We start from the raw sequence: 21,651 nt of genomic DNA, 5'->3' as shown, positions 1-21,651 counted from the left end.
ATGGCTGACAGTACAGCAAAGAATACTAGGCTGCCGAATAGCTTCTAGAGTAGGGACGAAGACCCATGGCGTTGACACCACCACGCGGATCGGCGGATGCTGAGATTCCGCGCCAGATGGACTCTGGCAAATCGATCGCCGTCGGCGAGCGACGCCGGATGACGACCGCCGACACAGTTCTCTATTCGGCGCTGGCCGTGCTCGGGCTGTCTTTCTGGTTCTTTCTCGGCTTCCCATACGCCAATCACAACGAGTCGTTCGCGATTGTTGCGCAACTGAGAACGATGGGGCTCGGCGACGCTCTGACCCAAATTGTGTATCCGGTGGCGAACTACCGTCCACTCGGACAAGCCGTCGCTTGGGGCGGCTACAGAATTGGAAACACGATTTTTCCCGTGGAGGTTTTCAATTATCTTGGCGCCGTGGCGGCCTGGGTGGTGTTGTTCATCGCGGCTCGTGAACGAAGGACCTTCGCCTTGTGCGCCCTTATCGTCGGTGGCGCACTATTCACCGGCTACATTTATCTGTTTCATCTCCACGGCGTCTTCTACAGCCCGCTTCTACTTTTGATCGCAATGCTGTTCTGGGTCGATCGCGATTTCACCAGAAGCCGGGTGATAGCGCTGTCGCTGTGCGCACTGGTAGCAGCGTTCTTCCATCCCTATGCATTGGCCGTTTATGCGATCGGACTTGCCGGCATGGCGTTCGGGCACAGAGGCAAGCTCGCCGGCCTGAAAGCGATTGTCGCGGCGTGCGTCACCGCAGCGCTCGCCCTCTTCATAGGTTTGGTGCTCTCCGAACGGCGCACGGGAGTCCGGGGCATACCTGAAATGTATGACGGACTCATCGTGTCCTACCAGATGGTTGAGATCAATCTCATTGTGTCCGCCGCGGCCCTCCTACTCGCCGTCGCCACCGCGTTTAGCCTTCCGGAGATTGCAAAGCTCAAGGGGATAACGGCAATCGCCACGGCACTAGTCGGCGTGATTTTCATCTACTTCGGAATTCCGGTTCTTTTCCTTTGGATTGCGATGTGTCTACTGAAAGTATTGTTGCTGAAGCAGTGGTGGATGGCTTTGGTGCTCACCTGTACCGCCATCTTCCCGGCCCCGACCGCGACGGGATCGCCGACCTACGTCGTGTTCGTCCTGATGGTGTGTGCAGCGATTCTTCCCTACGGCTGGACAAGCATGGAGCAACGCCTGGGTGCTTCCACACGAATTGGGGCTGCAGTTGCGATCGCGGCCGCTGCCGTTCTGCTCATCCTCCTACGATCAGGGATCGAGGTACCGGTCGTATCGCGCATCGCACAACCGCTCATTGCCGAGCGGGAGAAGACTTTCCAGATGGAGGAAATAGTGCAATGGCACCTTTCTTCGCAATACGCGGATTACCCTCTAATTTTTGTGCGGGACGCCAGCAACCCTACCGATGCTTCCGATACGATCGACCGCACTTTCCGGCCCCCGACCAACCAAAAAGACCTATTCACATACGAGCGTGGGATGGGGGATCATGGCCCGGCCATAGTCCCAGCCGGCAAGCACCTGGTGGTCGGGTTCGGGGGCGATTCGATGCCCCCCGGTGAAACGCTGCTGGTCCTACCCGCACAGCAGGCCGGCGAAGCACGGGTCGTACTGCCGAACCCGTGAAATCCTCCAGCGCCCTGCGTCTGAACTTACGGGGTTGCGCTGCCCGTGATCTGGCGATAGAGGCAGTCTATTTGGCGCGAGACCGTGCGGACGTCGAACTGGTCTTCGCAACGCGCGTACGCGGCCGCTCCGCACCGGACACGGAAGTCGTCGTTGCGGATGACGAGGAGTAAGGCGGCCGCGATCGCCTCGACGTCGTCGGGCGGCACGATCACACCATGTCCGCCGCCGATCATCTCGGCGAGGCCCCCGACATCACTTGAGACGATGCACAATCCCCGCGCCATCGCCTCCAACACCGCCATTGGTTGCCCCTCGCTACGAGACGGCAGAACCAGCACCTGAGCACGATCGAGCAATTCGCAAACAGCCTGCTGTGACAGCCACTCATGCAATTCCACGGTGTCGCCGAGTCCGAGATCACGGATGCGCCGCCGCGCCTTCTCCACCTCGCCGTCGCCCGCGATCGTCAGAATAGCGGTGTTGACTTTCTCGGACCCGCCCACTTGCGTCCCATCGGCACTCACTTGCGCCCACGCGTCGACTAGGCGGAAGGCGCCCTTCCGATCGCCGATACGACCGAGAAACACGACGTGCACAGGTTCACCCGGCGCAGGCTGCGATACACGAGGGGCGGGTCGAACGGCGTTGGGGATCACGGTAATCCGTGCCGAAGGTGCAATAGCTCTCAGACGGTCCGCCCACACCTCACCAAGCGCCACGACGGCGCTGGCTCGGGAAAGCGTACGACGGATCAGTTCCTGAATCGGCCGCGGCGACCGCTCGTAATAATCCTGGAAATCAGATCCATGCATATGGAGAATCACGGGCACATTGAACGGCCTACTGATCCAAAAGAGTATCGACTTCCGCAGGAAACTCGCGTCAGCGCTGGAATGCAAGTGGATCACCGCGGGTCGCGATTTGATCAGTTCGACGATGAATTGCACCGCCCCGCGTACGAATGCGGCGAGCTTTACACTTTTCGGCCCATCAACGTGCGTCGTTATGTGCCTGATGCGCCAATCCGACCATACGTCTGTCTGCTGCAGTTCCCGAACGTAGGTTGCGATACCGCCTCGGGTTTGGGTGCTGGTCGAAACCCACAGTGCGCTGCGCTCAGACATGCGCACGAGACAACGACCCGGAACCGACATCGTCGGGTGCCGCCTGGTTCAACCTGGCACGATCGCCCCACCCGATCGCGGTCCCCACAAGAAGGAACACGATGGCAGTCGGGAAATCGAACAGCCGTAGGTCCACTGTCAGCCCAGAGCAAAACAGAACCACGAACGCAATGCTCGCGGTGATGACGAGCGGCTTGCCGCATAGGTCGCCGTCCGGCAACGCCCGGTGAGCGACCCACAGCCGGTATGCGGCCAGCAGCAACACCGAAACCCAAAGGGCGAAGCCGATTAAGCCCAACTCCGCCAGTACCCCCATCTCGTTGGTATGAGAAACAATTCCAAACCCATTGCCCCACGGTATTTCTTTGGACCACTGCTGATGGTGATAGGTGTTGATCGCCTGGAATCGTTGAATTCCCCAGCCAGTCAGAGGGTTTTGCTCGACAGCCCACAGCGCAGTTTGGATGATGTTCAGCCGATCGTTCACCTCGCTCGTCGAGCCCACACCACCCGCGTTCCGGTCACTGCTGGTGAAATTCGACCAGTTCGCCGCCACCACGGCCGCAACCACACCCAAGGAGATGACGAATCCCTTGCGGAAACCTTTCGCCAACAGTGCCCCAGCCAGCAACATGACCGCGCCACTGAGCCAGACTGCCCTCGTGTGGGTGAAGTACACGCCGATCCCTGAGGCGATCGCTATCGCTAGAGCCAAGAATCGCAGCACCACAGGCTCACTGCGCGTGCTGATCAACAACATGGCGACAGCAAAGCCGATCAACATCGTCATTCCGTTCACGACCGGCTGGTTGAAAACGCCGATAGCGCGGTCGGCCCATGTGTCGACCCCCGGCACCAACGACCCGTCCACGATGAACCGCGGCCAGACCCAAGCGGTCGGCCCGGTGAACTGCATGATGCTCACCGCGGCCGAATAGCCTGCCATCAGCACTATCATCCACAGCAGGAGACGTACGGCCGATGGCCGTTCGAACGTATAGCGGCCGACGACCAACATGACGAACGGGAGAATGACGCCGGTCATGAGAAACCGGGGTACCGAGAAAACATCCCCGGTCAGCGGATCACTCGCGGGGTATTCGTGCGGGGCCAGCATCGAATAAAGGTTCCACAGCAAGTACAGCGCGAACACCCACCCAACCGGTCCGATTCCGTGCAACCGATTCGGCGTTCGATCGAGCCACACTGCAGTCACGAGGATCATCCCGGCGAACAGCACCAGAAACAAGTTGTCGGGAAGTATTGGCGCCAGGCCCAGATCGAGAAAGGTCCAAAGCACCATCACAAGCGCGGCGATGGCGGGCGCCGTCGCCGCCGCTTGTGGTGTGCGGGCGCGCGCACTGGATTCGGTCATTGACGCTGCTCAGGCATGATCGTCTAAAACACCGGCCACAAGGTGCCCCCGGCGACTTACGCGCGTACTTCCGCTGCGCGGTCTGTGTCTGAAAGTTGGCCGCGCCGACGCGGGTTGACGTCTGCGGGGACGGAGCCAACCGATACGTCAAACACTTGGCTACGTGCGAAGCGTGATCCTCGGCGGTCGTTGGCGGACTGGTCGATCAATACTGCTCCCAAGAGCCGCGTCGGCGACTTCCGCAGGGCCTTAGCAACCGACTCGACGTCACTGGTCTTGGCGGATCCTCGGGAGACCACAAGAATCGTCACATCCGCGGCGGCGCACAGGATTGACGCCTGACTGGAGTCGGCTATCGGTGGCGTCACTATGACGATGGTGTCGGCCACGTTGCGGAGTTGCGCAAGAATCGCGGCCACTCTTTGGCGGTTGACCGGTGAAGGGCGACCGCTGGCCAGCGTCCCTACGGACAAAATCCGGAAAATGTCGACGCCGCCATCGGTCGGACTCTCGCGAATCAGGCCGAGTTCGGTGAGATCGTCGTTAGAGCCGGTCGCCTTGCCCCGGCGCGGGGCTTCGCCGTCGAGGTAGACGAGGGCAGGCCTAAAGTCTCGTTGCGCCGACAGTTGGGCAAGCGCTTCAGCGATTGCCCAGGCCTCGCGGCCACCGATGTCGGCCAACGCAACAGTGCTGGGTTCCGGCGCTCCGCTCAGTTCTAGGCTGACCATGTTGGAAAGAGTGCGCAGCCGTTCGCCACGAATTTTGTCGCGTTTTTCGTTGCCGGTGGCGGGAACCTCGACGAGTGGTTCGACTTCCGTTCGGTACCGGAGGTCACCAGGACCGTTCACTCGTGTCGACAATGCGCCCAGCCCCAGCGCCACGAGCACACCAAGCAGCAGTCCGCCCACCGCACCCGACATGACATCGAACATTTTGCTCGGGACGTTTTCACTCACCCCGGCGCGTGGCTGGAGGCCTAATAATTCATTACGCGATTCAGACCGAACCTCATTGATCTCGGTGAGGAGAGAAGTGTAGTACGGATTCGTCGATCCATCCGGCGCAGTGGGACTGACAGCATTGAGCTGATTCCGTAGATCGTCGAGGCGTTTTTCTCGACCCGCCTGCGGGACTGCGTTGATGTCCTCACTGAAAGCCTGGGCCATCTTCTGCGCAGCGTCCTGTGCCAATTCTGGGTTGTCGGCCGTCGCCTCGATGGTGAGAATCGGGCTGGCACCGGCGGTCAGTGCTCCCACGGTCACAGCTTCAGGAATGTCGGTCGCGGTTTTCAGCCGCGACAGCGTCGCGGGGTCGTTGAAAAGCGTGAGATACCCGATGACGAGCACTGAATCCTGATCGGGCGTTCGTCCCGACAAGATCAGTGTCGACTTCCCCACGTATGTCGTCGGGGTTCGCATCGCGAGCAATGATGCTGCCAGCACGGCTAGCAGCGTCACGGCCATTACGACCCACCACCGTCGACGGATTTGTTCCCAGCGATATCGCGACGTCAGATTCACTTCACACCCCACACCCAACCTGGATTCGTTGGCCAAACGCCGCAATCAATTGCTTACCTAATGCCCCGCGCCACACTCGAGACACGGACTCCGACCCAAACCCGTCACTCCACCAGAGACTACCAACGCCCTTCCCGACGCCCCTGGTCAGGCCGAGTCCGGCAAAATCATCCGGCATAAGCAGCTACCTTACAGACACGATATGACCCGGCATTGACGCATTCAAAACGACGGTGCTGGTCACTGTCAATCACGAGCTTGCACCTCTTCGTGAACCGTCGGCGAGCAGTCTCGGAGCCGCGGCGGAAACGCGCGGTGGCCTTCTGGGCAAACTCTATCTTCGAAGCGGCAAACCTCGAAGCAGATACCGACATTCTTGGTGAATTCGACTGCGGCACCGAGACCCCGGCGCCAACCGCTGGTGATGTGTTCAGTGTTATGCAATGAGCGCCTTTGGTAGGTGCGATTCCTGTGCCTGACCATCACGCGCCTTTGCGCGCGGCGATCAGATCTCGAGCCGCTGGTTGAGTTGTTTGACGAGTTCGCGATGCCATACCTCCAGCGATAGCAACGTCCAGATGCGCGACTGCTCATCTCGTTCTCCGGAGGAGTGCGCCGCCAGAAGGTCCTTCACCACAGCCGCGTTGAAGTTGGTACCTACAAATGACGATGGTCCGGTCAGCAGATCAAAGGCCATATCGCGCAGGCCTGCTCTGAACCAGTCGTCGAGCGGCACCTTGAATCCGACCTTCGGGCGGTCGACGATTGCCGACGGCAAATGTTGACGCGCAACTTGTTTGACAACCCATTTCGTCTTAAATCCGCGGACTTTGACATTGCTCGGCAGTGCGAAGGCGAGTTCCACCAGTCGGTGATCGAGGAACGGCGGCCGTAATTCCAGCGAGGCTGCCATCGACATTCGATCGCCGCGTTCAAGCAGGTTGTCCGCCAACCAGGTGTGGGCGTCCGCGTAGAGCATTCGACTCAGCGCATCGCCTTCGCCCTCGAGATACGGAGGAAGAGAGCAGCGCACGGGCGAGCGACCCAGAATCGCCAAGCGTTCCAAGGCCGTGAAAGGCGCGAACCAGCCTCGCATTCGCTCGGCATGGGTGCTCTCGGAAAGGGCGCGCATCGCCACACGCATCCGCGCCCCCCTGGAAGCCAACGACCGTTCCAGTAGGCGCAGGGGAATTCCCGACGGAATTGCCCACCGTGTCAACTCAGCGAACCGATATTTCGGATACCCGCCGAACAATTCATCGCTGCCCTCCCCGGACAGCACGACTTTGACTTCTTCGCGTGCGAGTTGCGCGAGCCGAAAAACCGCGACATCAGCAGGTTCCGACAACGGCGCGTCCCTGTGCCACGTCAACTTGGACCAGCTGCGCTGGAAATCGTCGGCCGTGACAAGCACCTCGTGATGGTTGCTTCCAATGATATCCGCGACCCGACGCGCATAAGACGTCTCGTCCAGTCGAGCATCGCCGAACCCCGCTGAGAAAGTGTGCAGGCCGTCACCGCCACGCTCCCGGGAGGCAAGTGCGCTGACCAGACTGCTGTCCACCCCTCCGGACAAGTAAGTGCCGACTGGTACGTCGGCAACCAAGGCCTCGCGCACCGAAGCGGTCAGCGCTTCGCCAACGAGTTGGACAGCTTCGGCTGGACGGACAGTGCGGACGTCGGTGGCCTTCGGAAACTCCCAGTAGCGGGTCAACTTCACCGTTCCGTCGAGTTCGACGACCAGGTGGTGGCCCTGTGGCACTTTTCGCACGCCCTTGATGAGCGTGTGGGGAGCGGGCACTGACCGGTGGGCAAGATAATCGTGCAGACTGTCCTCGTCGATGCGCGTGGAATCGATCACCGGGAGCAGTGCTTTGATTTCCGAAGCGAACGCGAAAACTCTGCTGTCGGCGTAGTAATACAAGGGCAGAATGCCCAGACGGTCCCTAAAGAGGTGAATACTTCCTGTCGCGGTGTCATGCACCGCATACGCGAATTGACCTCGCAGCAGTTTGACCCCATCGGGTCCGTATTTGTCGTGTAGGGCCAGCAGCACTTCAGTATCGCCATCCGTCTTGAACGGATAGGACAATCCCCGACGCAATTCGCGGTAGTTCAGGATCTCGCCGTTGAACACGAGGTGGGCACGTCCGCCCGCGCCGACCATCGGTTGACGTGAAGCAGCGATGTCGATGATCGACAAACGGGTGTGAGCGAATCCGACGGACTCCTCCGCCCACACCCCGCTGTCGTCGGGCCCACGGTGAATCAGCTGGCCCGCCATACCCCGCAGCAGGTCGACACTCACCGCAGTGCCGTCGAGGTGCCGAACGCCGGCTATTCCACACATGGCGGTTCCGGTTGCATAGTTCAGCGACTCCCTTTCAGCCATTGCCGAGGCTGGCGTCGACCTGCACCCATTCCTGACGGTACCGCACTGCAATCGCTAGCTAACGACCGACGTTAGCGCTGCGCCCTCTTGGCACCGAACTAGAAGTTTGCGGACGCTGCAACACCCTCGCGACTGGCAGGCAACGATCGCCACCGCGCCGGTGAAACTGCATCGCCTCAACATATCCGGCTTGGCGAGCTCCCGCGCCCAATATCGCCCATGCTTCATCGGGCACTGTACCGAGCGGCCGATGCACCGCAGTTACTGCATCGAGCGTGGTCGAAAGCCTTGATGGAGGATTTCGGATGCCGCGTGCAAACCTGAGGCGACCCGTGGTGCGCCACTCCGTCGATCACGACGCCCGCGGCGCGTCTCCGGGCGCGGGCGAAGTTGTGCCGATTTCATCAGCTATTTTGCCAACGTCAGGAACAGCTACCTGCTGTAGCAGGCTACACTGGCCAGTGGCAAACGTGCTGTATTCTGCATTCGGATGCTGAAGGTAATATGTTCACGTTCACCGGATAAGACGGGGCAGTGATGCCGGAAGTTAAAGTGCGGAGTCGGTCAACGTCAGACGGCGTCATGTCCGGCACCCGCACTGAGGCACGTGATCGCATGGGGGGAGTGCCAGTGACTCGTTCGAGGCGCATCCGGGTCATGCACGTCGTGCCGGACCTGAGGGTCGGCGGTGCGGAACGCCACGTCACCCAACTGATGCCCAATCTCGATAGCTCGAAATTCGAAGCCGCAGTGGTGTGCATCGGCGAAGAGGGCGAACTCTTCGCCGACATCGTAGGATCCCACGTCCGGGCCGTCGCACTGCACCGCAACAAACGGCAAGCGTTGCGCGCACTAGGCGATCTCATGCGCGAGATGCGCGCCTTTGCTCCCGACGTAGTCATCACCCGGGGTTTCAACGCCGAGTTACTCGGCCGTGTCGCGGCCCGTCTCACGCGTGTGCCGTACAACATCGTGTGGGTGCACAACTACGGGATGGCCGAACCACGCACGTCGCTTCGCCGAATCTCAGATCGCGTGTTGGATCGTTTCACGAGCGCGTACTTCGGGCTGGTGCAGGCGCAAGTCGACTACATGGTCAGTGATCTGAAGTATCCGAGGGACAAGATCCGTGTCATCCACAATGGCGTCGATCCCGCTGCATTCGAGTGGACTGACGACCGCCACGCGGTGGCTGATCTCGGTATCAGCAAGTCCGACAAGGTTATTGGAATATTCGCTATGTTTCGGCCAGAGAAGGATCATCAAACCTTTCTCCGGGCCGCACGTCTGGTCGCGGACCGCATTCCCAACGCAAAGTTCCTGGTTGTGGGTGACGGACCGATGCGGCCCGAGATCGAAAGCCTGATAAGCGAACTCGAGCTCACCGACCGGGTCGTACTCACGGGATCACGCTCGGATGTCCCAGACCTTCTCAGGTCGGTCGATGTGTTCGTGTTGAGTTCGCGCACGGTAGAGTGCTTTCCGATTTCCCTGCTCGAGGCAATGGCCGCGGGCCGGCCCGCCGTCTGCACGGCGGTCGGTGGAGTTCCGGAGATGATCGAGGAACCAGCGACGGGATTTCTTGTACCTCCCCGCGATCCCGAGGCGCTTGCCGATCGGCTGGTGGAGATTCTGTCCGATCCTGACCTCGCGCGGCGCATGGGCCGCGCGGCGCGGGCTCGGGTGGAAAGTTCCTTCAGTCTCCGAGCGAGCGTCTCGGCAACCGAAATTGCCATTCAGACAATGGTGGGCAACGACGTTAAACGTGACCGACCGGTACGGCTGAGCGCCGTGCTCGACGTCGCCTCCGTCGGCGGTGCCGAGATTCTCCTTCTCAATCTGTTCAAACACTTCGATACCGACGTCGTCGAGCCGCGCCTGGTGTGCTTACGGGCACCAGGCCCGCTGGCCGACGATTTCCGAAACGCCAGCTTCGACGTCGAAATCCTCGAGCGCTCCGGAAGATTCGACCTACGCACCGTACCTCGGCTTGTCCGTTCCTTCCGCGCTGCCGGGACCGACGCGGTGCTCGTGACACATCATCAGCGGGCGTCCTTGGCCCTCGGTCGCATTGCAGCCCGGTTGGCAGGAGTTCCAGCCAGCGTAGTTGCTGCACACGATATGGACCTCACGTCGATCGGCAAGCGTGTGTTGCCTCGCTGGGCGGTGAGCACCCTCGCGCTCTCCGATGCGCTGGTGCTGCTCTCGCGCGGCCAAGGCGACTATCTGCGCCGAGAGGAGGGGGTCGGCCAGCGATTGCGTGCGACAACGCAGGAGGTGGTCATCCCCAATGGAATTCAGTTGTCCGCTCCCCCTACCGCCGCTGACAGACAGCGCGCGCGAGCGTTGCTCGGCGTAGCCGATTCAGAGTTCGTCGTGGGAGTCGTCGCACGATTAAGTGCGCAAAAAGCCCACGAAGTCTTGTTCGAGGCGATCGCAGCTACCGCCGGCGACGTGCCCCAGATCTGTCTCGTGGTGATCGGCGGCGGCGACCGCGACGGCGAATTGCGGCAGCTGGCGCAGCACCTGGGTATCGGGTCACGGACCAAATTCCTAGGGGTACGACGCGATGTCGAAGATCTGTTGCCCGGTCTGGACGTTGCTTGTCTTTCGTCGGTCCATGAGGGGGTCCCGATCACGTTGATCGAAGCGATGGCGGCCGGAATTCCGGTCATCGCGACAGATTGCGGCTCGGTTCGTGACATTGTGCGAGACGGTGAGCAAGGCTTCGTGGTGCCGGTGGGCGACGTCGCGAATTTCGCCGACCGGCTCCGAGTTCTTGCAGACGACGAGGCGCTGCGTACCCAACTCGGCAAGAGCGGGCGCACACGTGTCGAAACGGAATTTCGCATCGAAAACACTGCGCGCAGGTACGAAGAACTGCTGACGGATGTTTTGGCCCGAAAAGGATGAAAGGGCACATTCTCATCCTCGTCGAGAACTTGTCGGTGCCGTTCGACCGACGGGTGTGGCAGGAGGGCTGCGCCCTAGTTGGTGCGGGCTACCAGGTGACCGTGATTTGTCCGCAGGGAATAACGCAGGACACGGAGCGCGAGACGACGATCGACGGCGTTCGTATACTTCGCTATCGGCTGCGCGCCGCAGAGGGTGGACCAAGCGGTTACCTCCGCGAATACTCGGTGGCCCTGTGGCACACAGCCCGGCTGGCGATACGGCTGCGACGAGAAGGGCGAATCGATGTCGTCCACGCCTGCAACCCACCGGACCTGTTTTTCATCATTGCGGTCATGTTGCGAGTTGTTGGCGGGACCCGTTCGGTGTTCGACCAACACGACTTGGTACCCGAACTGTTCCAGTCCCGCTTTTCCACTGGCGGCAAGGTGCTGTACCGGCTGACCAGGATTCTCGAACGCCTCACCTACATGTGCGCCGATGCCGTGATCTCCACCAACGAGAGCTATCGACGCGTGGCTATCGAACGCGGGAAGATGCCACCCGATCGGGTGTCGGTCGTGAGAAGCGCCCCAGATCTGTCCAGGTTCGTTCAAAGACAGCCCGATCCCGATCTTCGGCGCGGCAAACAGTATTTGGGCGCCTATCTCGGAGTGATGGGGCCCCAGGACGGCGTTGACTACGCGCTGCGCGCGATTGCGCACCTACACAACGCGATCGGACGCACAGACACGCACTTCATTTTCATGGGAGGTGGCGACGCGTTCAACGACATGGTGGCCCTGAGCGTAGACCTCGGCATATCAGACATCGTCGAGTTCCCAGGCCGGGTACCTGACGAGTTCGTGGAGCGCTGCCTCTCGACTGCGGATATCTGCCTTTCACCCGACCCGAAGAACCCGCTCAACGACGTCTCGACGATGAACAAAGTTGTCGAATACATGGCCATGGCAAGGCCGTTGGTGTCTTTCGAGCTGGTCGAAGCGCGCGTTTCCGCCGGCGCTGCAGCGGCTTACGTTCCTGCCAACGACGAGGCCGCGTTCGCGGCGGCGATCAATGAGCTGCTGGACGATCCTGACCGCCGCATCGAGATGGGAGGCTACGGCCGCGATCGCGTCGAACGCGAATTGTCCTGGGACACATCGCGAGAGCACCTGCTAGATTTCTACGCCGGCGTCTTCGCGAGGTTGGGACGCGATCGCAGGCCAATCCTGTGAAATCCGAGGGCTGGTGCGCGCACCGACTCCGAGACGCTAGGGTCATCGGCCCGGCTAGTCATCCGACGGCGAGTAGGGGCTCGCGAACTCACCACCGCCCGGTCAGAGCAAACGTTCATCAGTCGCGCAGATGCCCGCTGTGATGGCTCGTCCAGCAACGTACGAGTGCGGTAAACTGAGTGTTCGTTCGCTCGGCGCGACGCAGTAGATTCAACGCCCTGCGAATATGCCAACGCGAGCCTCTAACAGAAGACACGAGAGCAAACAATGCAGATGCTGAAGCCACCAGACGATGCACGCACCCCCCAACAGGTGACCCAGCACTACGAGGTCGAACGGGAACTCGCGGCTATTCTGCGCAACGCCTCGAAGCAGGACCGGCCGACGCTGTACGCGCAGGTCTACGACGAGCTGTTTCAACGCGTGCCGACTCATCCTCAGCTCACGCGAAAGTGCTCGTCCGAAGACACGAACGAGATAGTCGAACAGCAGATGAAGTTCCTGCATCGGTTCCTTGATGACTCGGTCACCTATCTGGAAATCGGAGCGGGCGATTGTGCGTTCGCCGGCGAAGTCGCAAGTCGTGTGCGCAAGGTCTACGCAGTGGACGTCTCTGCCGAGGTTGTCAAGAACACCACGATGCCGACGAATGGCGAGTTGGTGCTCTCCGATGGCTGCAGCATCCCCGTTCCGCCCGACAGTGTCGACGTGGCCTACAGCAACCAGCTCATGGAGCATCTGCACCCGGATGACGCCCTCGAGCAGCTACAGAATCTGCATCGTGCGATCGCGCCGGGCGGTCGCTACGTCTGCGTAACTCCCAATCGGCTCAATGGCCCTCACGATGTTTCGCAGTTCTTCGATTACGAGGCGTGCGGCTTCCACCTCAAGGAGTACACCACCGCCGAACTCCGTCGACTGTTCAAATCAGTGGGCTTCCGCCGCAGCGTCCCCTACGTGCGCGTGCTCGGGCACTTCTTTAAAGTGCCTGGCTGGATGCCCGCATTGACGGAACACACCCTCGATCTGCTACCGATCCGTATACGCAGCGCGCTGGCCCGACGGGTTCCGTTCCGCTGGCTGCTGGGTATCTACCTGGTTGGCGTCAAGTAGTCCAGTCCAGACAGACGTCCGGCATGCGGGCACCGTCGCCCGTACCTACGATTAGCCCGTGTTCCGAATGGCTGCGCGCACACCGACGGTGCCGAGCGTTTGATCGGCACTAGCGCGCAGAGTTCGTGAGGAGATTGCAAATGAGTTGGGCTTCGTGCGCGCGTGTGCTCGCTCTGGCTTTGGTAGTCCCGCAGATCGCCTGCTCGTCGGTGGTGCCGCCATCGGTGAGCACCGCTCCGCCACCCGCCAGCCCTCGTCTCGTCACGCAAGCCAGCTTCATCGGCGACTTTGAGACGGGAAATTTCGACCAATGGCCCAACTGCCAAAATGTTCTGGTTGTCACTGCGGCGTGTAACGACCTACCCAACAGCTACAGCATGGCGGTCGAGACCAACACCGTCCGTCAGGGCAAGTTCGCCGCGCGATTCGAGGTTCGCCAAGGCGATCGACCGGCGACCATCTGCTGTGGTGACCGCGCCGAAGTCAGTACTGAGCAAGCCGGCGAAGCGCATGAAGGCGACGAACGCTGGTACCAATGGAGCACGATGTTCGGCGAGACGTTTCCCGCGAGTCAAGGTTGGAGCGTGGTTTCTCAGTGGCACGCCGACGTGATCGGCGGCTCGCCACCGGTATCTTTTTCGGCCGGTCCGACCAACGTTGCCGATGGCCGATGGGGTCTGCTTCTCACCACCTATGATGCGCCCGGCAGGATGGGTCCGGTGTACGTTCCGTGGTCAGCGCCCGTGGTCGGAGGCGTGTGGAATGACATTAAAATGCATGTCAAATGGTCTGCACACGCCGACGTCGGGTTCATCGAACTATGGCTCAACGGCGTTCAACAGCAGTTCGCCGCAATGCCATGCGCTGGCCAGGTCCGGTGCCAGGTACGAACGCTCATACCTGACGGGGGGGGCGTGTACTTCAAGCAGGGCTACTATCGCGACTCTGCCATCACAGCGACCGGCGTGGTGCATCACGATGGATTTTCCATCGCTACCACGGAAGACAGCCTGATTCCCCTCTAAGTCGACAGTGCTCCGCCGACCGGCGCCAGCAAAGCGGAGTCACGCTCGTCGAGGTAGATTCGGCCCCATACCGCAGCGAACTATCCGGAGACGATAAATGCCAGCGACACTCGCAGATCGAACGTTTGAGCACTCGAACAGACTGCAGCAGAGACTGCATGACCTCGTGCCTGGAGGTGCTCATACCTACTCCCGTGGCGCCGACCAGTATCCGGAGCACATGGCACCGGTACTGACACACGGTCACGGGTGCCGAGTTTGGGACGTCGACGGCAACGAATTCGTCGAGTACGGCATGGGCTTGAGATCCGTAACGCTGGGGCACGGGTACCAACCAGTAGTCGACGCCGTAAGTGCCGCAATCGCCGGAGGCGTGAACTTCAGTCGGCCAACAGAACTCGAACTCGCCGCGGCGGAGGATTTTCTTCATCTGGTGCCGGGCGCCGATATGGTCAAATTCGCCAAGAATGGCTCCGACGTCACCACCGCGGCTGTCCGACTGGCCCGAGCTGCTACGGGCCGTTCCAAGGTCGCCGCGTGCGACCAGCCGTTCTTCTCGACTGACGACTGGTTCATCGGAGTGACCGAGATGCGGGGTGGCATCCCAACGCGAAGTCAGAAGGATACAGTCCGATTTCGGTACAACGACCTGGATTCGCTTGCGGCGGTACTGGCCAACGACGACATTGCTTGCGTTTTCCTCGAGGCGGCGACTTCAGCTGCAGAACCCGATCCTGGTTTTCTCGCCGGCGTTCGGAACCTGTGCGATAAGCACGGGTCGCTCATGGTCTTCGATGAGATGATCACGGGCTTTCGGTGGTCGGCGCACGGCGCACAGGCCGTCTACGGTGTGACACCGGACCTGTCGTGCTGGGGAAAGGCAATGGGCAACGGTTTTCCCGTATCCGCGTTGGCAGGCAAGCGCGAGTTCATGGAGCTTGGGGGGCTGCGGACCGACCGGGAGCGGGTCTTCCTGCTCTCGACCACGCATGGTCCCGAGACGTCCTCGCTCGCCGCCTTTCGCGCCGTAGTACGCGCCTACAAGGACGATCAGCCCGTCCGTCAGATGGAAAGGGCGGGCCGACTGTTGATCGATGGCGTCCAGTCAGTAGTCCAGACTGCCGGGCTCGCTGACTACCTTCAGCTGTCCGGTAAGCCGTCCTGCTTGACCTTTGCCACCAAAGACGCGGCGCAACTGCCATCGCAGGCGTACCGCACGCTTTTCCTGCAAGAGATGCTTTTGCGCGGCGTGCTCGGCCAGTCTTTTGTCGTATCCGCAGCTCACTCCGATACCGACATCGAACAGACCGTTGACGCGGTGCGCGATGCGCTGCCTCAGTACCGACGCGCTGTGGAGCAAGGTTCGGTACAAGGTCTACTGGACGGACGCCCAGTAGCACCGGCGATTCGGCAGTTCTCCGCACCACGCCAAGTGGTGGCCTGACCTGATCGCCGACGCGCTTTTACGGCCATCAAAGACCGTCTACCTTCCAGCGACCTTGCAGTGCGGGATAGCGAGAGCTGACCTCGGGCAATAGATCGGGCAGCGTAAGCAGAACACGGTCCGGGTCTGCGGCCAACAGTTCCTCCGGAGACACGATGGGGACGTCGGTGCCCGGCATTCGCATGCCTTGCTTCACGGGCGACGCATCTGCAACCGCAGTGACGAGATTCTTGTCTATCCCCGCCATCTTGAAGACGGCGACCGCACGCGAGGCCGCACCGTATCCAAATACCGTTCGACCGGCTGCCTTTTCGGCTCTCAGCCAACTCAACAAAGAGTCGACGTGCTCGGCCGCATTACTCTGGAGACCGCTTATCACGGCTGGATCGGTCACCCCCAGTGCCGCTTCTGCAGCCAGGATGCGCCTGACAGTCTCATCAGGTTCAACATCGGCATGCACTGCCGCAACAAGATTCGTTCCACCGTACAGATCGAACTCCCACGCAGTGGCAATGTGCATCCCCGCGGCGCGAAGCAGGTAATTCAAGGCGGTGAGCGAGTAATAGGCAAAGTGGCCGTGCCGCAACGAATTCCATTGTCCGCCCCGTACGATGCTGGCGATCGAATGGTATTGCAGCAGGAGCACCCCGTCGGGGCCTGTGACTCGAGCACGGTGCTGAAACGCACTCTGTTGGTCAGGCTCATGCATGATACCGAATGAGTCGAGAACAACGTCAGCAGTCGACGTTGTCGGTGTAAACCCTCGCTCCGTGAGGAGCTGGATCCAAGTCCCACCATGCGGGCTACCAAACTCCAGGACTGAATTGCCCCTCAGCCACCCCGCCGCAGCGACCCGGTTGATCGCATCCTGCGCTTGGTCGATCAGAGCCTGCGGCTCCAGCCCTCGCGGTTCATCGGCGATGGTGTCATCGTCCGCAAGTTGCACCAAGCCGCAAACCTCACACAAATCCATTGCCAATTCATGCATTTCGTCTGTGTTGACCGGCGCACTTACCGGCGGGAAGTGTTTGGCGGCCGGGACCTTTCCAAGGTCCATAACTCGAAACAGCGAGGTCTCCCCGCACCCACGGCAGCTCGTCATGTCAGCATTAACTCGTGCGTATCGACGAAACTGAACTCGACGGAGTTCTGCTCCTCAGCCCGACGCCTTTCCGCGACGAACGCGGCCTGTTCACCAGGACATTCGACGCGGAAATCTTCGAAAACCATCTCGGTCGGCCGGGCCTGTCGGCGTCGTTCGTACAGGATTCGCAATCGCGTTCGTCGCAGGGCGTCATTCGCGGTCTCCACGGGCGTTCTGGGGCTGGCGAAGCCAAGCTGGTGCGTTGCGCCAACGGCGCGATCTTCGACGTCCTGATCGATATCCGAAGGCAATCTTCCACCTGGGGAGGAGTGCAAACATTCGTCCTCGACGACGTCGACTATCGGCACCTCTACATTCCGCCGGGATTCCTCCACGGGTTTCAGGCGCTCAGCACAACCGCAGATGTGTGTTACCGCATCGACCGGCCCCACGACCCCGCCGAAGACCTGGGTGTTGTGTACAACGACCCCGATCTCGCTGTCCCATGGCCGCTGCCCGTATCCGCGATCTCCGCCCGCGACGCCGGCGCGGGCAGCTGGGCAGATCTCATCAGTCATCTGTAGCGATCCGTCGCAACGACGCATCAATGGCACCCGACTCGCGCAGCTTCTCAAGATGCGATAAGCGGGTGAAAGTGGTGAAGAAATCGGTACTCGAGAGCCCTGCGGCCGAATATTCCTTGTACAGCTCGGCAGCACCGTCGGCAACCGACCATTCGGCCTCGAAGCCAACAGCATTTCGAAAAGCGGAGAAATCCACGCGGTAGGAACGCGGATCTGCTCCAGTCTCACCCGTGATCAGAAGTCTGGAGCCTGGAACCGCCTCGACCACAGCTTGCGCGATCTGTGCGACTGTCAGGTTGTTTTTTTCACTACCCACATTGAATGCGGCGCAGTGCACGGCATCGACGGGAGCGTCCAGGGTGGCTACGAATGCAGCGGCGATATCCTGGGCGTGTACGAGCGGACGCCAAGGCGTTCCGTCCGATAGCACCTTGACGTCGCCCGTGAGCACCGCGTAACCGACCAAATTGTTCAGGACTATGTCGGCGCGTAGGCGCGGCGAGAATCCAAAGGCCGTCGCATTACGCAGGAACACCGGCGAAAACGAATGGTCTGCCATCGCTGCAACCTCGTATTCGACGGCGACCTTGCTCGCCGCATAAGGTGTGAGCGGCTGCAGCGGAGCGCTCTCGGTGACCAACTCCTGATCCGACGCACCATAGACCGAACACGTCGATGCATACAGGAATCGTTTCACACCAGCCTCTTTCGCCAGAGCCGCCAAACGGACCGAGGCATGGTGGTTGATGTCGTAGGTGATCTGGGGCGCCAAAGCGCCCAGTGGATCGTTGGACAGCGCACCAAGGTGGATGACAGCGTCAAATCCGGACAGCTGCGCGCTTGTGACATCTCGCAGGTCGACCCGAAAGCCGGGCGGATCGTCGGGCAATGGTCCGAGCACACAATCGGCGAAAAGACCCGAATCCAAGCCGGTCACCTCATGCCCAGCCGCCACTAACGCCGGCACCATGACCGTACCCAAATAACCCTGATGACCTGTAACTAGTACTCGCATACCCCACACTCTTCCGCATCAGGTCGCTGATGTCTGCCCGGTCCACGCGGCTTCACGGCCTCAGCTTGCTGAAGGAGTTCGCCGAGGCGCGAGTCGCAGATCCTGCCTGAGAAACCGGGTCAAGTCCAGGGACGACCGGGCCACTGGCATAGCGCATCAGGCCGCTCGGATTTCAGCAGCAATCGAGTTGCGTAGCTACAACTCAGCTGATTGTAAGTCTCCCACCAACTTCGATGTTCACTGGCTTACTGGCAAATTGCGGCCGACGGTAGTGGCGCCAAGTCGGTCCGTCTCGCGCCGGCCGGTCCCACCCGCGGGAAGCTTGCGATTCCCCGTACCACAAGCCATAATAGCCCAGGCTGTACCAGCCACTCTGCTAGCTGGTCTGCTGAATCTCACACCAAGAGAGCGATTGGGGAGTTGGTTGCGGGGGGCATCGGACATGTCAAGTGGCTCGACACTCGCTGGTTCGAGCAAACTATCGTTCGCGCCAGCGTCCAGGCGGGACTGCGCTCCAGCGGCGGCGTGTTCACCCGGCGGAGCAAAGGTCAGTCGGGGAACGCGGCATTCTCGCCCGCCGTTGCGGGTGGTCTTGACCAGCGAGTCGATCACAGCCCGGCATCGTCGGGTCCGGCAGGTAACCGGATTCTGTCAGTCATCTGTCATCGGGTGGCGACCTGGCTCAAGCAAGGAGGCGCAGTGCAGGCACTGATACTGGCGGGCGGGCGCGGAACTCGAATCAGCGAGGAGTCGCAGACCCGACCCAAACCCATGGTCGAAATTGGCGGCCGTCCGATCCTCTGGCACATCATGAAGATCTACGAGGCTGCCGGTGTAACCGATTTCATCATTCTGCTGGGTTACAAGGGTTACATGATCAAAGAGTACTTCATAAATTATTATCTACACTCGTCTGATCTTGTCGTTGATCTCGGAACTCAGTCCATCAAGACGCTTCAGTCAAATACCGAACCGTGGACCATCACCTTGCTTGACACTGGTGTTGACACCATGACAGGCGGCCGGCTGTTGCGGGCCAGAGACCATATCGGCGACGAGACCTTCTGCTTTACCTATGGTGATGGCGTCACAGACTTGGACGTGCGGAATGTTATTGATTTTCATCGCGGAACCGGCGCCATCGCGACTACGACGGCTGTACTTCCGCCATCACGTTGGGGCCGACTTGCAATCGAAGGTCATCAGGCGACGTTTCGGGAGAAGCCGCCAGACGACGGCGGTTGGATCAATGGCGGATTCTTCGTGGCCGAGCCGACCGTTTTTGACTATATCGAAGACGACACGACTGTATTCGAAAACGCACCCGTGGAACGTTTGTCTGCGGATGGAAAACTGGCGGCCTATCAGCACCACGGGTTCTGGTACGGCATGGATACGTTGTGGGACAAGATTGTTCTGAACGAACAGTGGGAAGACGGTCGAGCGCCGTGGAAGATTTGGAAGGATTGATGTTGGCGGCATCATGCAGGTTCTGCGGGGATGAGCTGAAACAAACTTTCTGCGACCTTGGTATGTCGCCGATGGCGAATTCATTCTTGACCGCTGAGCAGCTGAATCAAGGCGAGACATTCTACCCACTACACGCATACGTGTGTTCACAGTGCCATCTTGTACAGCTCGCCGAATTCGAAAGCCGCGAAGATATATTTGAAGACTATTTGTACTTCTCTTCATTTTCCCAATCGTGGCTGGATCATGCCCGTGAATACGTTTCGGGGGCCATCGAACGTTTCGACTTCAATGAGAATAGCCAAGTGATCGAAATTGCCAGCAACGACGGTTACCTGCTGCAATACTTTGTAGAAGCGGGGATTCCCGTCCTTGGCATCGAGCCAGCCGCAAACATTGCCGCGGTCGCTGTGGATAAAGGGATTCCGACCCGCTCAAAGTTTTTCGGCGTCGATACCGCGCAGCAGCTAAAAGACGAAGGTATCGAAGCTGACCTCTTGATTGGTAACAACGTGTTGGCACACGTGCCCGATCTGAACGATTTCGTCGCAGGGATGCGCATAGTCCTGGCACGCAATGGTTATATCACCATGGAATTCCCGCATCTACTTCAGCTAATTGAGTGCAACCAGTTCGACACCATTTACCATGAACATTTTTCATATTTTTCACTGCTGACTGCCAGCTCAGTGTTTCGCATGCATGGCTTGCGCATTTTCGACGTCGAAGAGCTTCCTACCCACGGAGGATCGCTCCGCATTTACGCGTGTCACGAGAATTCTTCAACACACACGGTCACGTCGGCGGTCGGGCGTGTCTTGGACGAGGAGCGCGCACTATCCCTTGACACCATAGATGGATATCTGAGTTATTCCACGCGGGTGGAACAAGTGAAGCACGGTCTGCTCGAATTCTTGATCGAAACTCGTAGGCGCGGTCTCACAGCAGTCGGCTATGGCGCGCCCGCCAAGGGCAATACTCTGTTGAATTACTGCGGAATCCGCAATGATCTGCTTGATTACACCGTTGATCGCAGTCCTTATAAACAGGGCCGATATCTACCTGGTACGCACTTACAGATTCACGACCCTGATTTCATACGGGAAACAAAGCCAGACTATGTGCTGATTCTCCCGTGGAATCTAGCTGACGAAATCAAACAAGAAATGGCTTACATTCGCGACTGGGGCGGTCAATTCGTCGTACCTATACCAACCACTACGGTTTTGCCGTAGCAGCGAGACTCAAGGCCTGAACCTCGTTAGGCGCAGATCGGCGTTATTCCGTGCGTGCGATCACCGTGACCTATCAGGTTGGGGTCGCTTTAAGTGGTCAGCCCGCCTGGCCTTCGAAGGTGGCGGTGACGCTGATGTTGCGAACGCTTTGGGTGTTGCTCAATCCGCCGGTGCCCGCGCCGAAGCCGAAAGAGGCGAAGTTCGAGCCGCCGAGGAATTGGGTAGCGATGTTGCTGGTCAGCGGCGTTCCGATGGGCTGATTATCGAAGGTGTAGCTCAGGGTCTGCGTGGTCGCATTCCAGGTGACAACGACAGGATGCCACCTGACTTAGGACATTTGGTTAGTGCCCCGTTTTCAGGCTCTTCATGATTGAGGGTGTAGAACGGTCAGCTGCTGTCGGCCTGTGATTGGGGTGTCTGGTTGGCTGGGTGTGTGCCGGAGAAGAAGCGGAAGAGTAAGAGGAAGAGCGCGGTGTCCGGGGGTG

General features: G+C 60.0%; 16 protein-coding genes. 10 read left to right on the top strand and 6 right to left on the bottom strand.

Annotated features, from left to right (window positions below):
• Positions 1-65 precede the first annotated feature (65 nt).
• Entirely contained in the window at positions 66-1,652 is a 1,587-nt protein-coding gene (locus tag CSQ99_RS27950; RefSeq protein WP_141562741.1) for a hypothetical protein, read from the top strand.
• 26 nt (positions 1,653-1,678) lie between these two features.
• On the opposite strand, the gene CSQ99_RS27945 is transcribed toward CSQ99_RS27950, so the two are convergent.
• From CSQ99_RS27945 to asnB, 4 genes are all read right to left on the bottom strand, one after another.
• Entirely contained in the window at positions 1,679-2,779 is a 1,101-nt protein-coding gene (locus CSQ99_RS27945) for a glycosyltransferase family 4 protein (protein WP_099042247.1), read from the bottom strand.
• Complete coding sequence (locus CSQ99_RS27940) at positions 2,772-4,154, bottom strand: O-antigen ligase family protein (RefSeq protein WP_099042246.1); 1,383 nt, start codon at positions 4,152-4,154, stop codon at positions 2,772-2,774. The genes CSQ99_RS27945 and CSQ99_RS27940 overlap by 8 nt, the downstream gene beginning before the upstream one ends.
• Before the next feature lie 56 nt (positions 4,155-4,210).
• Positions 4,211-5,617 carry a tyrosine-protein kinase family protein gene (locus CSQ99_RS27935; RefSeq protein ID WP_099042245.1) on the bottom strand — a complete coding sequence of 469 codons (1,407 nt, stop codon included), beginning with the start codon at positions 5,615-5,617 and terminating at the stop codon, positions 4,211-4,213.
• 562 nt (positions 5,618-6,179) lie between these two features.
• Positions 6,180-8,066 (bottom strand): asparagine synthase (glutamine-hydrolyzing), encoded by a 1,887-nt coding sequence (gene asnB / locus CSQ99_RS27930; RefSeq protein ID WP_245909131.1) that lies wholly within the window; start codon positions 8,064-8,066, stop codon positions 6,180-6,182.
• A 630-nt stretch (positions 8,067-8,696) separates the two neighbouring features.
• Between asnB and CSQ99_RS27925 the strand changes: the two genes are divergently transcribed.
• From CSQ99_RS27925 to CSQ99_RS27905, 5 genes are all read left to right on the top strand, one after another.
• Complete coding sequence (locus tag CSQ99_RS27925; RefSeq protein ID WP_245909130.1) at positions 8,697-10,979, top strand: glycosyltransferase; 2,283 nt, start codon at positions 8,697-8,699, stop codon at positions 10,977-10,979.
• A complete protein-coding gene (locus CSQ99_RS27920; RefSeq protein ID WP_099042243.1) occupies positions 10,976-12,196 on the top strand; it encodes a glycosyltransferase family 4 protein in 1,221 nt (406 codons plus the stop codon). Before CSQ99_RS27925 ends, CSQ99_RS27920 begins: the two co-directional genes overlap by 4 nt.
• Positions 12,197-12,469: 273 nt before the next feature.
• Positions 12,470-13,309: a class I SAM-dependent methyltransferase gene (locus CSQ99_RS27915; protein WP_218014624.1), complete on the top strand. Its 840-nt coding sequence runs from the start codon at positions 12,470-12,472 to the stop codon at positions 13,307-13,309.
• Positions 13,310-13,533: 224 nt separating this feature from the next.
• Positions 13,534-14,334, top strand: a complete 801-nt coding sequence (locus CSQ99_RS27910; protein ID WP_176561253.1) for a polysaccharide lyase family 20 protein — start codon at positions 13,534-13,536, stop codon at positions 14,332-14,334.
• A 97-nt stretch (positions 14,335-14,431) separates the two neighbouring features.
• Positions 14,432-15,778, top strand: a complete 1,347-nt coding sequence (locus tag CSQ99_RS27905; protein ID WP_099042240.1) for a glutamate-1-semialdehyde 2,1-aminomutase — start codon at positions 14,432-14,434, stop codon at positions 15,776-15,778.
• A gap of 28 nt (positions 15,779-15,806) precedes the next feature.
• Here CSQ99_RS27905 and CSQ99_RS27900 read toward each other — a convergent pair whose 3' ends face one another.
• Positions 15,807-16,880 (bottom strand): methyltransferase domain-containing protein, encoded by a 1,074-nt coding sequence (locus CSQ99_RS27900; protein WP_099042239.1) that lies wholly within the window; start codon positions 16,878-16,880, stop codon positions 15,807-15,809.
• A 14-nt stretch (positions 16,881-16,894) separates the two neighbouring features.
• Between CSQ99_RS27900 and rfbC the strand changes: the two genes are divergently transcribed.
• Positions 16,895-17,446 carry a dTDP-4-dehydrorhamnose 3,5-epimerase gene (gene rfbC / locus CSQ99_RS27895; protein WP_099042238.1) on the top strand — a complete coding sequence of 184 codons (552 nt, stop codon included), beginning with the start codon at positions 16,895-16,897 and terminating at the stop codon, positions 17,444-17,446.
• On the opposite strand, the gene CSQ99_RS27890 is transcribed toward rfbC, so the two are convergent.
• Positions 17,433-18,461: an NAD-dependent epimerase/dehydratase family protein gene (locus CSQ99_RS27890; RefSeq protein WP_099042237.1), complete on the bottom strand. Its 1,029-nt coding sequence runs from the start codon at positions 18,459-18,461 to the stop codon at positions 17,433-17,435. The two genes, rfbC and CSQ99_RS27890, sit on opposite strands and share 14 nt — an antisense overlap.
• A gap of 420 nt (positions 18,462-18,881) precedes the next feature.
• On the opposite strand from CSQ99_RS27890, the gene rfbF reads away from it, so the two are divergent.
• Genes rfbF through CSQ99_RS31995 form a run of 3 tightly spaced genes read left to right on the top strand, consistent with a single transcriptional unit; the run spans position 18,882 to position 21,426 of the window.
• Complete coding sequence (rfbF, locus tag CSQ99_RS27885; RefSeq protein ID WP_342746744.1) at positions 18,882-19,931, top strand: glucose-1-phosphate cytidylyltransferase; 1,050 nt, start codon at positions 18,882-18,884, stop codon at positions 19,929-19,931.
• On the top strand, positions 19,910-21,166 hold the full coding sequence (locus tag CSQ99_RS27880; RefSeq protein WP_245909129.1) for a class I SAM-dependent methyltransferase: 1,257 nt from the start codon (positions 19,910-19,912) through the stop codon (positions 21,164-21,166). The genes rfbF and CSQ99_RS27880 overlap by 22 nt, the downstream gene beginning before the upstream one ends.
• Positions 21,167-21,216: 50 nt before the next feature.
• Entirely contained in the window at positions 21,217-21,426 is a 210-nt protein-coding gene (locus CSQ99_RS31995) for a hypothetical protein (RefSeq protein WP_141562740.1), read from the top strand.
• The last annotated feature ends 225 nt before the right edge of the window (positions 21,427-21,651 follow it).

This window comes from Mycobacterium neglectum (genome assembly GCF_002591975.1).
GTDB lineage: Bacteria > Actinomycetota > Actinomycetes > Mycobacteriales > Mycobacteriaceae > Mycobacterium > Mycobacterium neglectum.
The sequence above is the reverse complement of the archived record's forward strand: the minus strand, read 5'-3'. Positions and strand labels throughout refer to the sequence as shown.

What these genes read in the sequence shown, in the direction of transcription:
- CSQ99_RS27950 (WP_141562741.1), top strand. Translation starts at nt 66, where the DNA reads ATGGCGTTGACACCACCACGCGGATCGGCGGATGCTGAGATTCCGCGC.
- CSQ99_RS27945 (WP_099042247.1), bottom strand. Translation starts at nt 2,779, where the DNA reads ATGTCTGAGCGCAGCGCACTGTGGGTTTCGACCAGCACCCAAACCCGA.
- CSQ99_RS27940 (WP_099042246.1), bottom strand. Translation starts at nt 4,154, where the DNA reads ATGACCGAATCCAGTGCGCGCGCCCGCACACCACAAGCGGCGGCGACG.
- CSQ99_RS27935 (WP_099042245.1), bottom strand. Translation starts at nt 5,617, where the DNA reads ATGGCCGTGACGCTGCTAGCCGTGCTGGCAGCATCATTGCTCGCGATG.
- asnB (WP_245909131.1), bottom strand. Translation starts at nt 8,066, where the DNA reads ATGGCTGAAAGGGAGTCGCTGAACTATGCAACCGGAACCGCCATGTGT.
- CSQ99_RS27920 (WP_099042243.1), top strand. Translation starts at nt 10,976, where the DNA reads ATGAAAGGGCACATTCTCATCCTCGTCGAGAACTTGTCGGTGCCGTTC.
- CSQ99_RS27915 (WP_218014624.1), top strand. Translation starts at nt 12,470, where the DNA reads ATGCTGAAGCCACCAGACGATGCACGCACCCCCCAACAGGTGACCCAG.
- CSQ99_RS27905 (WP_099042240.1), top strand. Translation starts at nt 14,432, where the DNA reads ATGCCAGCGACACTCGCAGATCGAACGTTTGAGCACTCGAACAGACTG.
- CSQ99_RS27900 (WP_099042239.1), bottom strand. Translation starts at nt 16,880, where the DNA reads ATGACGAGCTGCCGTGGGTGCGGGGAGACCTCGCTGTTTCGAGTTATG.
- CSQ99_RS27890 (WP_099042237.1), bottom strand. Translation starts at nt 18,461, where the DNA reads ATGCGAGTACTAGTTACAGGTCATCAGGGTTATTTGGGTACGGTCATG.